Here is a 12527-nt window from a genome sequence, read left to right as displayed (position 1 = left end):
ACCTACCTATTTTGTTACCGGCGTTCTATGATGGCCGCCAGTCTTTAAGCCACCGCGATGACCCATGGCCGATTCCGCTTTCTTCTGCCCCCTGTCCCACGAGGGTATCCTCGCCGTCCGCGGCTCCGATGCAGGCAAGTTCCTGCAAGGCCAGCTGACCTGCAACATCAACTACCTCAGCCCGGAACACGCCAGCCTCGGCGCCCGCTGCATGGTCAAGGGGCGCATGCAGTCAAGCTTCCGCATCCTGCCCGAAGGCAATGGCTACCTGATGGCCATGGCCAGCGAGTTGCTCGAGCCGCAGTTGGCCGACCTGAAGAAATACGCCGTGTTTTCCAAGGCCACACTGACCGATGAAAGTAGCGCCTGGGCACGCTTCGGCCTGCAGGGTGGCGATACGGCATTGCAGACGCTGGGGCTCGATGTGCCCGCTGCCGCTGGCAGCACCGTTCGCCATGAAGGCATGGTGGCCGTCGCCGTTTCCGCAGGACGCGTGGAGCTGTGGGTGCCAGCCGACAACGCCGGAAAGGTACGCCAGGCGCTGGCCGCCGCCCTGCCCGAAGGCAGCCTCAACGACTGGCTGCTGGGGCAGATCCGTGCCGGTATCGGCCAGGTCATGGGGCCGACCCGTGAGCTGTTCATTCCGCAGATGATCAACCTGCAGGCCGTCGACGGCGTCAGCTTCAAGAAAGGCTGCTACACCGGGCAGGAAATCGTTGCCCGCATGCAGTACCTGGGCAAGCTGAAGCGCCGCCAGTACCGCCTGGCCCTGGACCAGCGAGACATTCCGGCTCCGGGTGAGGAGATTTTCTCGCCCACCCATGGTTCGTCGGTCGGTGAGGTGGTCCTTGCCGCCAGCACGGGTTCGGGCTGCGAGCTGCTCGCGGTGCTCAGCGCCGAAGCAGTGGACGATGACAACCTGCACCTGGGCAGCCTCGGCGGCCCGCGCCTGCAGGTACTGACCCTGCCCTACGAACTGGACCGCGACCGGGAAATCCAGCGCTGACCAGCCTGCCCCGCCCCGTGGCGGGGCCGCACCACCACTGCGGTAGACACGCCCATGAACAAGCTGGCCGAGATGGTTCAAGCACAATTGCTCGATGCCATCGAAAAGGATGACTTGGTCCTGCCAACCCTGCCCGAGGTTGCCTTGAGCATCCGCGAGGCAGCGGAAGACAGCGAAATCAGCGTAGCGGCCCTGAGCAAGGTGATCAGTCGCGATGCGGCGCTTTCAGCGCGCCTGATCAAGGTTGTCAACAGCCCGCTGCTGCGCGCGGCGGTCGAAGTCACCGACTTGCACACTGCCATCACGCGGCTGGGCATCAACTACAGCTGCAACCTGGCCATTGGCCTGGTGATCGAGCAGATCTTTCACGCCCGCGCTCCGGCGGTTGAGCAGAAGCTCCGTGATATCTGGGCCAACAGCCTGGATGTGGCGGGTATCAGCTACGAGATCTGCCGGCGCTTCACGCAGCTCAAGCCCGACCAGGCCACCCTCGGCGGGCTGGTCAACCAGATCGGTGCGTTACCGGTACTGATCTATGCCGAAGAGCACAACGAACTGCTGTCCGACCCGGTGTGCCTGCATTACGTGATCGAACACATCCAGCCAGTGCTGGGCGACAAGATCCTCAAGGCCTGGGATTTCCCTGAGCAACTGGTCAACCTGCCAAGCCAGGTACAGGACCTGGACCGGCAGACCGACCGGATCGACTATATCGACATCGTGCAGATCGCCCGTTGCATCAGCCAGCGCGGTCGTCACCGGCCGTTGGCGGCGCTGCCGGCGTATCGCCACCTGGGCCTGCCGTTCGGCACCGAGCTGGAGGTGGATGAACTGATCGATGCGCGGAGCATGCTGCGCTGACCGGCGCCAGCCAGTGCCGGCCTCTTCGCGGGTAAACCCGCTCCCACAGGTATGGCGTAGCCTTCTGCAGCGGCGCGGTCCCTGTGGGAGCGGGTTCACCCGCGAAAAGGCCGGTACAGGCAACACATCAATCCGCGATGAAACTCACCCGCACCCGCAAGCCGCCCTTGGCGCCATCATGCAGGCTCACCTGCGCCAGGTGCGCCCGGCAGATTTCACCGACAATGGCCAAGCCCAGCCCGCTCCCCTGCGCACTGCGCCGATAGAAGCGCTCGAACACCCGCTCACGCTCGGCCTCGGGAATCCCCGGCCCGTCGTCTTCCACTTCCAGCACCGCCGGCGCCAGCACCCGCAGGATCACGTTGCCGCCCGCAGGCGTATGCGCCAGCGCATTGTCCACCAGGTTGCTCAACAGTTCGTTGAGCAGCGTCGGCTCCCCTTTCAGCCACACCGGGGCTTCGGCTTCCAGGGCCAGCGCCACTCCACGCTTGTGCGCCAGCGGGGCCATGGCCATGCCCAGCTCGCGCGCCAACTGGCTCAGGTCCAGGCGCTGCGCGCCGCCTTCGGCAATCGCCCGCGCGCCGTTCTCGACCCGCGCCAGCGACAACAGCTGGTTGGCCAGGTGGGTCAGCCGATCGGTACCCTGGGCCGCGGATTCCAGGGTCTGTCGCCATTCCTGTGGCTCCGATGAGCGCAAGCCCAGCTCGACCCGCGCCTTGAGCGCGGCCAACGGCGTGCGCAATTCGTGAGCAGCGTCAGCAATGAATTGCGCCTGGCGCTCGAATTGGCCGCGCAAGCGCTCGGTGAAGTGGTTCAAGGCCCGTACCAGCGGGCCCAGCTCGTGTTGCACCTGCACTACTGGCAAAGCCCGCAGGTCGTCCGGCTGGCGTTCCTCCACCGCCGTACGCAAGCGCTCCAGCGGCCGCAGCGCGGCGCTCACGGCAAACCACACCAGCACCAGCGCCCCCAGCGCCAGCATGCCCAGGCGCAACAGGGTATCGGCCATCAAGCCGCGGGCCATGCGCACCCGGGCTTCCTCGGTCTCGGCCACGCGGATTTCCGCCATGCCGTTCATGTTGGGTTCGCTCACTGGCTTCAACAGGCTGACCACGCGTACGTCCTGGCCCAGGTAAGTGGCGTTGTAGAACCGCGCCAGTGCCGGGTAGTCATCGGTTCGCGGCGTGCCGGGCGGCGGCGCAGGCAGGTTCTCGTAGCCGGAGATCAACCGCTGCTGGATGTCCAGCACCTGGTAATAGATGCGTCCGGCACTGTCGTAGGCGAAGGTGTCCAGGGCCACATACGGCACGTCCGCGCTGAGCGAGCCGTCGCGCTGGGACAGGCCTGCAGCAATGGTCCGCGCCGAGGCCAGCAAGGTGCGGTCATAGGCCGTGTCGGCGGCCTCGCGGCCATTCCAGTAGGCGCTCAGGCCGCTGGCCAGCATCAGCACCACCAGCAGCAAGGCCAGGTTGCCGAGCAAGCGCCCGCGCAGGCTGCCGTTGTCACGCATCGCGGTGCTCGAGCAGGTAGCCCAGGCCGCGGAAGGTGACGATGGCCACCGGGTGCCCGTCGAGCTTCTTGCGCAGGCGGTGGATATAGATCTCGATGGCGTCGGGGCTGGCCTCTTCGTCCAGGCCGAACACCTGGGCGGCCAGTTGCTCCTTGCTCATCACCCGCCCCGGCCGCGCGATCAACGCTTCGAGCACACTCTGTTCGCGCGAAGTCAGGGTCAGGTTGTCGCTGCCCAGGGCGAAGCGCCGGGTGTCCAGGTCGTACACCAGCGGCCCGCAGCGTTGCTGGCGTTCGCCGCCGAGTACGCTGCGACGCAGCAGGGCCTTGACCCGGGCTTCCAGTTCGGTCAGCTCGAACGGCTTGGCCAGGTAGTCGTCGGCGCCCAGGTTCAGGCCGTGGACACGGTCCTTGACGTCGCTGCGCGCGGTCAGCATCAGCACTGGCAAGGTCTTGCCGCGACCGCGCAGGCGCGCCAGCACCTCGAAACCGTCCATGCGTGGCAAGCCGACGTCCAACACGGCCACGGCGTACTCCTCGCTGGCCAGGGCCAGGTCGGCGGCCACGCCGTCGTGCAGCACGTCCACGGTCAGGCCATGGCTCTTCAAGGCCTGGGCCACGCTTTCGGCCAGTTGCAGGTGGTCTTCGACCAGCAGCACACGCATCGGTTTCTCCCTGCTCGGGTGGGGCGGTGGCGCGGAGTGTACCGCTGTCGGCAGGCCTGTGAAGCCCTGTCGACAAACCTTTCACGCTGAAAGGTTAGCGAAAGGTTGATTACCTAGCATCGCACCACGGTCGCCCTTCGCGCCGAACAAAAGCACCAGCAAGGTGCAACCAATAAGAACAATAATCGGAGCCAACAGTGATGCTGTCATTGCAGCCGCAGGCGTTCACGCCTCCCCGTTCCTTTGCCGCACGCCCCTCTGCCATCGCCAGCGCCCTTGCGCTTGCCGGTGTCGCCCCGATCAGCCAGGCCGCCTTTTTCGAAGACAGCACGGAAACCTTCGAAACCCGCAACATGTACTTCAACCGCGACTTCCGCGACGGCACCAGTGCCCAGCAATCCAAGCGCGACGAATGGGCCCAGGGCTTCATTGTCAACTTCGAGTCCGGCTATACCGATGGCACCGTGGGCTTCGGCCTGGATGCGCTGGGCATGCTCGGCATCAAGCTCGACTCCAGCCCCGACCGCACCGATACCGGCCTGCTGCCCACCCATGATGACGGCAAGGCTGCCGACGAGTATTCCAAGCTGGGCCTGACCGGCAAGGTGAAGGTGTCGCAGAGTGAACTGAAGATCGGCACCCTTATCCCGGAACTGCCGACCCTGCAACCCAACGACGGGCGCATCCTGCCGCAAACCTTCGAAGGTGGCCTGCTCACCTCGAAGGAGATCAAGGGCCTGACCTTAACCGGCGGCCGCCTGGACAAAGCCAAGGATCGCAACGACACCAACTGGGAAGACCTGGCCCTGAACAACAAGAACGGCCGCTTCGGTGGCTCGTTCAGTGCCGACAACCTGGACCTGGCCGGCCTCGACTACCAGTTCACCGACCGCATCACCGGCAGCTACCATTTCGCCCAGCTGGATGACATCTACCGCCAGCATTTCATCGGCCTGCTCGCCACCCAGCCATGGGGCCCGGGCACCTTCGGCGCCGACCTGCGCCTGGCCGTGAGTGACGATGCCGGTGCCGCCAAGGCCGGCAACATCGACAACACCACCGCGAACGGCATGCTCAGCTACGCCCTGGGTGGGCACAAGATCAGCGCCGCCTGGCAGCAGCTGTCCGGCGACAGCGCCTTCCCCTATGTCGATGGAGCCGACCCGTACCTGGTCAACTTCGTCCAGATCAACGACTTCGCCAATGCCGACGAGCGTTCCTGGCAGGCGCGTTACGACTACAACTTCGCCGCGCTCGGCGTGCCTGGCCTGACCTTCATGACCCGCTACATCAGCGGTGACAATGTCAGCCGCGCCGCTGGTGGCGAGGGCAAGGAATGGGAACGCGATACCGAAATGAAGTACGTGGTGCAAAGCGGCCCGTTGAAAAACGTCGCCGTACGCCTGCGCAACGCCACCTTCCGCTCCAATTTCGCCCGTGATGCCGACGAAGTCCGGCTGCTGGTGAGCTACAGCGTGGCGCTGTGGTAAGCCTTCGCGACAACCCAACAGCGGTAAACCGATAACAACAACGCTTACGGAGATAACCGATGACCTTTTCACTGCGCCGCCTCGTCCTCGCTACCGGCTGCCTGCTGCTGGCCGGCAACGCCCTGGCTGGCGAACCGAAACGCCCTGAATGCATCGCCCCCGCCTCACCCGGCGGCGGCTTCGACCTGACCTGCAAACTGGTGCAAAGCGCCCTGGTGGAGGAAAAGATCCTCAGCAAGCCGATGCGCGTCACCTACATGCCAGGTGGTGTCGGCGCAGTGGCCTACAACGCCGTGGTAGCCCAACGGCCGGCCGATGCCGGAACCCTGGTCGCCTGGTCCAGCGGCTCGTTGCTGAACCTGGCCCAGGGCAAGTTCGGCCGCTTTGATGAAAACGCGGTGAAATGGCTGGCCGCCGTCGGCACCAGCTATGGCGCCATCGCGGTGAAGAGCGACTCACCCTACAAGACCCTCGACGACCTGGTCGCGGCGCTGAAGAAAGACCCGAGCAAGGTAGTGATCGGCTCGGGCGGTACCGTCGGCAGCCAGGACTGGATGCAGACCGCATTGATCGCCAAGGCGGCAGGCATCAATCCGCGCGACCTGCGCTACGTGGCCCTGGAGGGCGGTGGCGAAATCGCCACGGCACTGCTGGGCGGGCATATCCAGGTGGGCTCGACCGACATCTCCGACTCCATGCCACACATCCAGAGCGGCAACATGCGCATTCTCGCGGTGTTCTCGGAAAACCGCCTGGACGAGCCGGAAATGAAAGACATTCCCACCGCCAGGGAACAGGGCTACGACATCGTCTGGCCAGTGGTGCGCGGCTTCTACCTCGGGCCAAAGGTGAGCGACGAAGACTACGCCTGGTGGAAGCAGTCGTTCGACAAGATGCTGGCCTCGGAAGACTTCGCCAAGCTGCGTGACCAGCGCGAGCTGTTCCCGTTCGCCATGACCGGCGAAGAGCTGGACGGTTATGTGAAGAAGCAGGTGGCTGACTACAAGACCCTGGCCAAGGAATTCGGCCTGATCCAGTAAGCCACCACGACCTTCTACAGCCCCCTGTGGGAGCGGGTTTACCCGCCAATGCGTCAGCTCGGGCAGCACCGTTTTGGCGCCTGACGCTTGCGCGGGTAACCCCGCTCCCACGAACGAGGATTCCTTCATGATCCTGCAACGCATCTTTGCCCTGGTCCTGCTGGCAGTGTGCGCAGCCCTGGCCGTCATGGCCTGGCCCTATCAGGCGGCATTTTCCTATGAACCGGTAGGCCCGCGCGCCTATCCGCTGCTGATGCTCGGCCTGATGGCTCTGGGCCTGCTGTACCTGGTGTTCCGCCCCACACCCATCGTGCGCAAGGACGACGAGCCGGAGCTGGACCGCGAAACCCTGACCAAGATCAGCGCCTGCGTCGGCCTGCTGATCGTATTCGCCAGCACCTTCGAAGCCCTGGGCTTCATCCTCAGTAGCATCCTGATCGGTGTACCCATGGCCCGCCTGTACGGCGGCCGCTGGCTGCACAGTTTCATCGTGGTGGCAGGCATGAGCCTGTTCCTCTACTGGTTGTTCGACCGCGTGATGGACGTGCCCTTGCCCCTTGGCCTGCTGAGCGTACTGGAGAACTGACACATGGATACCTTGAGCTACCTGGGCCAGGGCTTCGGCGTCGCCCTGTCCCCCTATAACCTGGTCACCGCCCTCACCGGTACGCTGATCGGCACCGTGGTCGGCCTGCTGCCTGGCCTCGGCCCGATCAACGGCGTGGCCTTGCTGATCCCCATCGCGTTTGCCCTCGGCCTGCCGCCGGAGTCGGCGCTGATCCTGCTGGCAGCGGTGTACCTGGGCTGTGAATACGGCGGGCGGATCAGCTCGATCCTGCTGAACATCCCGGGCGAGGCCTCGACCGTGATGACCACCCTCGATGGTTACCCGATGGCCCGCAATGGCCTGGCTGGCGTGGCGCTGTCACTGTCGGCATGGAGTTCGTTCATCGGTGCCTTGATCGCCACCTGCGGCATGGTGCTGTTCGCACCGCTGCTGGCAAAATGGGCGATTGCCTTCGGCCCGGCGGAATACTTCGTGCTGATGGTGTTCGCCATCGTCGCCCTTGGCGGCATGGCCGGTGACAAACCGTTGAAGACCTTCATCGCCGCACTGATCGGCCTGTTCCTGTCGGCCGTCGGCATCGACGCCAACAGTGGCGTGTACCGGTTCACCGGCGACAGCGTGCACCTGGCCGACGGCATCCAGTTCGTGGTGCTGGTGCTGGGCCTGTTCTCCATCAGCGAGATCCTCCTGCTGCTGGAAAAAACCCATCATGGTCACCAGGCGGTCAAGGCTACCGGGCGCATGCTGTTCAACCTCAAGGAAGCCGCCTCGGTGTTCGTGGTCAACATCCGCTGCGGCCTGCTGGGCTTCGTCATGGGCGTGCTGCCAGGCGCCGGCGCAACCCTGGCCAGCGCCGTGGCGTACATGACCGAGAAACGCATGGCGGGAGAAAAAGGCAATTTCGGCAAGGGTGATGCCCGCGGCCTGGCGGCCCCGGAAACCGCCATCGGCGCCTCCTGCTGCGGTGCCTTGGTACCCATGCTGACCTTGGGCGTACCTGGCTCGGGTACCACGGCGGTAATGATCGGTGCACTGACCCTGTACAACATCACCCCCGGCCCACTGTTGTTCGAACAGCAGCCGGACATCGTCTGGGGCCTGATCGCTTCGTTGTTCGTCGCCAACATCATGCTGGTGATCCTCAACATTCCGATGATCCGCATCTTTACCCGTATCCTGGCCGTACCGAACTGGGCACTGGTGCCGGTGATCGCCATCATCACCGCGATCGGCGTGTATGCCGTGCATGCCACCACCTTCGACCTGTTCCTGATGGTCGGCATCGGCATCATGGGCTACATCCTGCGCAAGCTGGACTTCCCGCTGTCGCCGATCCTGCTCGGTTTCATCCTTGGCGGGCTGATGGAACAGAACCTGCGCCGCGCCCTGTCGATCTCCAACGGTGAACTGGGCATCCTCTGGTCGAGCACGATCAGCCTGTCGGTATGGGTACTGACCATCTGCATGCTGACCCTGCCGCTGCTGCGCAGCTGGCGCAAGCGTAGCCTGCAGCGCCGTGCGATGGCCGATGCCTGATCGTTCCTCGCCGCTGTTTGTCGCGACCGGGCTGGTCGGCCTTGCCGGTGGTTTTGCCGCCAGCCAGGTCGGCTGGCCGTTGCCGTGGATGGTCGGCTCGTTGCTGGCGATCATCCTGGTGCGCTGCCTGACGCCCTGGCAACTGCCGGAAATCCCCAATGGCCGCAAATGCGGGCAGTGGATCATCGGCATCGGCATCGGACTGCACTTCACCCCGGCGGTGATCGAGCAGGTGGCCAGCCATTTCGCGCTGATCTTCTTCGGCGCACTGTTCACCACCGTGTCCAGCGTGCTCAGCGTATGGCTGCTGCGACGTACCGGTGAAGACCGCGCCACTGCGTTCTTCGCCAGCATGCCTGGTGGTTCGGGTGAGATGGTCAACCTTGGCGCTCGCAATGGCGCAGTGCTCAGCCAGGTGGCAGCGGCGCAGAGCCTGCGCGTGCTCGCGGTGGTGCTGTGTGTACCCGCGCTGTTCAAGTTCCTGCTGGGTGAAGGGGTGCCGCTGAATCATGCCGGCAGCGTGAGTTGGGGCTGGCTGGCAATGATTGCTCCGCTGGGCATTGCCGTTGCGTTGCTCTGGCAACGCTTGCGCCAACCCAATCCATGGTTGTTCGGGCCGTTGCTGGTAGCCGCCACGGTGAGCCTGGCGGCCAACCTGCAGATTGGCCTGCCCAATGGCGCCAGCCAGATCGGCCAGTGGCTGATCGGCAGCGGCCTGGCCTGTCACTTCAACCGCGCGTTCTTCCGCCGTGCGCCTTCGTTCCTCATGCGCACCCTGGTCGCAACGGCGTTATGCATGGCGATCGCCGCCAGCGCGGCCTGGGTGCTGAGCGTGATGACCGCGCTGGACCTGCGGTCGCTGACGTTGGGCATGATGCCCGGGGGAATTGCCGAGATGAGCCTGACTGCCGAGACCTTGCAGCTATCGGTGCCGCTGGTGACAGCGCTGCAGGTAATGCGGCTGCTGCTGGTGCTGTTCCTGGCAGAGCCGCTGTTCCGGCTATGGAATGCCAAGCCGGAATGATCGTGTCGCGTTCTGCGCGGCCTGTCAGGCCATCACAGCGGTGGCAATGCCCAGTTGATCGGCGCCAGCCCGCGCTGCTCGAGGAAGCTGTTGGCCCGGCTGAAATGGCCACAACCCAGGAAGCCCCGATAAGCTGACAACGGCGACGGATGTACCGATTTCAGCACCAGGTGCCGGGTCCCGTCGATCAGCTTCTGCTTGCTTTGTGCATGCGAGCCCCATAGCAGGAACACCACGTTCGGGCATTGCTCGCTGACTACCTGGATGATCCGGTCGGTAAACAACTCCCAGCCCTTCTTGGCATGCGATGCCGCATTCGCGCGCTCCACGGTCATGGTCGTGTTGAGCAACAGCACGCCCTGCTCGGCCCAGCTCTGCAGGTAGCCATGGTTGGGGATCGGGATATTCAGGTCACGCTGCAATTCCTTGTAGATGTTGACCAGCGACGGTGGCGCGGCCACGCCCGGCTGCACCGAGAAGCACAGGCCATGGGCCTGGCCCGGCCCGTGATACGGGTCCTGGCCGAGTATGACCACCTTCACCTGGTCCAGCGGCGTCGAATTCAGCGCATTGAAGATCAGCGGTCCTGGCGGGTAGATCTCCTTGCCGGCGGCATATTCGCTGCGCAGGAACTCACGCAACTGATGCATGTAGGGCTGGTCGAATTCGGCGCGCAAGGCGGCTTTCCAGCTGGGTTCGAGTTTGATGCGATCGTCGTCAGTCATGGGGCCTTCCGTAAACAATGGCGCGACACTAGGTAAGCCCCGTGCGCTTGTCAAACGATCCGACCGACGACCGGCATGTTCGGCCAGGCAAGCCATACTTGTGCGATGACTTGCGCGAGGTAGCCCATGGCCATTCATTGCGAGGTACTCACCGGCGCCTATGGCGCCCGCATCGGCATTGCCACCCTGGATGCGCCGAAGGCGATGAACGCCCTGAACCTGCCGATGATCGAGGTACTGGGCGAGCAACTGCACAGCTGGGCCCGTGATCCCGGGATCGTCTGCGTGCTACTGCGCGGCAGCGGTAGCAAGGCGTTCTGTGCAGGGGGCGATGTGCGAGCGCTGGTGGAGGCCTGCCGCGACCAGCCCGGCAGTGTACCTCCGCTGGCCGCCACCTTCTTCGCCGCCGAATACCGTCTGGACTACGCCCTGCACACCTACCCCAAGCCGCTGCTGTGCTGGGGGCACGGGCATGTGCTGGGTGGTGGCATGGGTCTGCTGCAAGGCGCCAACGTGCGCATCGTCACCCCCAGCAGTCGGCTGGCCATGCCGGAAATCAGCATCGGCCTGTACCCGGATGTGGGCGCCAGCTGGTTCCTGGCCCGCCTGCCGGGCAAGCTGGGCTTGTTCCTCGGCCTGACAGGCGCGCCGATCAATGCCCACGACGCCCTTGACCTGGGCTTGGCCGACCGCTTCCTGGGCGAGAACCAGCAGGAAGCGCTGATCGAGGAACTGCTGCAACTGAACTGGCAGGAGCAGACCGCACTGCAACTGAACAGCCTGCTCAAGGCCGAACAGCGCCGTGCCTGCGCCGAGCTGCCCGAGGCCCAATGGTTGCCGCTGCGGCCAGCGATCGATCAATTGCTCGATGTGGCCGATGCTGCCGCTGCGTGGCGTGCACTGGAAGGGCTCAAGCAGGACGACGACCCGCTGCTGGCAGAGGCCGGCCAGCGCTTGCATGAAGGCTGCCCGCTGACGGCACACCTGGTGTGGGAGCAGATCCACCGTGCTCGCCATTTGTCTTTGGCGCAGGTGTTCCAGATGGAATACAGCATGAGCCTGAACTGCTGTCGCCATCCGGAATTCAGCGAAGGGGTACGCGCCCGGCTGCTGGACAAGGACAACCAGCCGCGCTGGCACTGGCCCGACGTGACGCAGGTACCGGCGGCGGTGGTCGAGGCGCATTTTGCCAAGGTCTGGGAAGGGCGCCACCCGCTGGCTGATATGGGTTAGCGGCGAGAGCGCGCGTTTTGCACGCCCGTGGTGAAAAGGGGCGCAATGCGCCCCCGCTTCAATCCACCTACCGCTGCCAGTTCCCCCCCTGCCCACGCCGCCCATCCCAGCGACGGCCACCATCCCCTCGCCTGTCTGAATGCCATCGATCTTGCTGGTAGCGCTGGCTACCACCGCGATAGTCATGGCGGTCCCGGTCGCGCCCATAGTCGTAGCGCTGGCGGTTGCCATAGTCATAGCGTGGGTTGCCATGCCACTGCCGCATCGCTGGCGGCGGCGGCGAGCGGTAATACGGCGCTGGCGCCGAGCGGTAGTAGTAACGCGGCGCCGGCTGGTAGTAATAGCGCGGTTGTGGCGTCACGTAATAGCGGTCATGACGGTAATAACCGGGCGATACGTAACGGTCGGTGTAGTAGTGATCCGAGCGATGGTAGCCCCCGCTCTCGTAGTACGGAACGCAGCCGGCAGTCATCAGCCCCAGCAGGGCGATCAACAGGATTCGATAGGACATGGCGGCCTCCTGGACCGCTGGAGTGCCCGAACAGCGGCGCTGGCGAGCGTCGACACGAAATGCGATCATCGACATGTGATAAGACCGTGGCGCCGAGGTGCAGTGCCATTTCTGCAACAATTTGACACAGCTGAGCGGCAGCCATGCCTGATACCCAACACTGCCCCGCCTGTGGCGCGTCCAACCAGTGCGCCCTTGCCGACCCGCGCCGCGCTACCCAGGCCTGCTGGTGCTACGCCGTGACCATCGACCCGGCCGTGCTTCAGGCACTGCCCGCCGAACTGCGCGACAAAGCCTGCCTTTGCCCGCGCTGCGCGGCTGTTGAAGAACAACTTCGATCATCCGCCGACTGACAGTCCCCA

At 64.6% G+C, this 12527-nt stretch carries 13 protein-coding genes; 9 read left to right on the top strand and 4 right to left on the bottom strand.

The window, feature by feature from the left end; genetic code table 11:
- The first annotated feature begins 64 nt into the window (after nt 1–64).
- Together B4L76_RS01185 and B4L76_RS01180 are read left to right on the top strand one after the other, a co-directional pair.
- Nucleotides 65–1006 (top strand): YgfZ/GcvT domain-containing protein, encoded by a 942-nt coding sequence (locus B4L76_RS01185; RefSeq protein ID WP_296229926.1) that lies wholly within the window; start codon nt 65–67, stop codon nt 1004–1006.
- A gap of 54 nt (nt 1007–1060) precedes the next feature.
- On the top strand, nt 1061–1867 hold the full coding sequence (locus tag B4L76_RS01180; protein WP_225779044.1) for an HDOD domain-containing protein: 807 nt from the start codon (nt 1061–1063) through the stop codon (nt 1865–1867).
- Between the two features lie 127 nt (nt 1868–1994).
- Here B4L76_RS01180 and B4L76_RS01175 read toward each other — a convergent pair whose 3' ends face one another.
- Entirely contained in the window at nt 1995–3374 is a 1380-nt protein-coding gene (locus B4L76_RS01175; RefSeq protein ID WP_225779045.1) for a sensor histidine kinase, read from the bottom strand.
- A complete protein-coding gene (locus tag B4L76_RS01170; RefSeq protein WP_289130462.1) occupies nt 3367–4038 on the bottom strand; it encodes a response regulator in 672 nt (223 codons plus the stop codon). The genes B4L76_RS01175 and B4L76_RS01170 overlap by 8 nt, the downstream gene beginning before the upstream one ends.
- Before the next feature lie 200 nt (nt 4039–4238).
- Between B4L76_RS01170 and B4L76_RS01165 the strand changes: the two genes are divergently transcribed.
- From B4L76_RS01165 to B4L76_RS01145, 5 genes are all read left to right on the top strand, one after another.
- Entirely contained in the window at nt 4239–5528 is a 1290-nt protein-coding gene (locus B4L76_RS01165; protein WP_296229924.1) for an OprD family porin, read from the top strand.
- Between the two features lie 59 nt (nt 5529–5587).
- A complete protein-coding gene (locus tag B4L76_RS01160) occupies nt 5588–6568 on the top strand; it encodes a Bug family tripartite tricarboxylate transporter substrate binding protein (RefSeq protein WP_296229923.1) in 981 nt (326 codons plus the stop codon).
- A gap of 127 nt (nt 6569–6695) precedes the next feature.
- Nucleotides 6696–7154, top strand: a complete 459-nt coding sequence (locus B4L76_RS01155) for a tripartite tricarboxylate transporter TctB family protein (protein ID WP_296229922.1) — start codon at nt 6696–6698, stop codon at nt 7152–7154.
- 3 nt (nt 7155–7157) lie between these two features.
- Nucleotides 7158–8672: a tripartite tricarboxylate transporter permease gene (locus B4L76_RS01150; protein ID WP_296229921.1), complete on the top strand. Its 1515-nt coding sequence runs from the start codon at nt 7158–7160 to the stop codon at nt 8670–8672.
- Nucleotides 8665–9696 carry an AbrB family transcriptional regulator gene (locus B4L76_RS01145; protein WP_296229919.1) on the top strand — a complete coding sequence of 344 codons (1032 nt, stop codon included), beginning with the start codon at nt 8665–8667 and terminating at the stop codon, nt 9694–9696. Before B4L76_RS01150 ends, B4L76_RS01145 begins: the two co-directional genes overlap by 8 nt.
- 32 nt (nt 9697–9728) lie before the next feature.
- Here B4L76_RS01145 and ung read toward each other — a convergent pair whose 3' ends face one another.
- On the bottom strand, nt 9729–10421 hold the full coding sequence (gene ung, locus B4L76_RS01140) for a uracil-DNA glycosylase (protein ID WP_296229918.1): 693 nt from the start codon (nt 10419–10421) through the stop codon (nt 9729–9731).
- A gap of 126 nt (nt 10422–10547) precedes the next feature.
- On the opposite strand from ung, the gene B4L76_RS01135 reads away from it, so the two are divergent.
- A complete protein-coding gene (locus B4L76_RS01135; RefSeq protein WP_296229916.1) occupies nt 10548–11654 on the top strand; it encodes an enoyl-CoA hydratase/isomerase family protein in 1107 nt (368 codons plus the stop codon).
- A 67-nt stretch (nt 11655–11721) separates the two neighbouring features.
- Here B4L76_RS01135 and B4L76_RS01130 read toward each other — a convergent pair whose 3' ends face one another.
- Nucleotides 11722–12165, bottom strand: coding sequence for a hypothetical protein (locus B4L76_RS01130; RefSeq protein ID WP_296229915.1), 444 nt, complete (start codon nt 12163–12165; stop codon nt 11722–11724).
- 143 nt (nt 12166–12308) lie between these two features.
- On the opposite strand from B4L76_RS01130, the gene B4L76_RS01125 reads away from it, so the two are divergent.
- A complete protein-coding gene (locus tag B4L76_RS01125; protein WP_296229913.1) occupies nt 12309–12518 on the top strand; it encodes a cysteine-rich CWC family protein in 210 nt (69 codons plus the stop codon).
- Nucleotides 12519–12527: the final 9 nt, after the last annotated feature.

Source organism: Pseudomonas sp. UBA4617 (genome assembly GCF_002386445.1).
Lineage (GTDB): Bacteria > Pseudomonadota > Gammaproteobacteria > Pseudomonadales > Pseudomonadaceae > Aquipseudomonas.
This window is presented reverse-complemented; position numbering and strand designations above follow the sequence as displayed.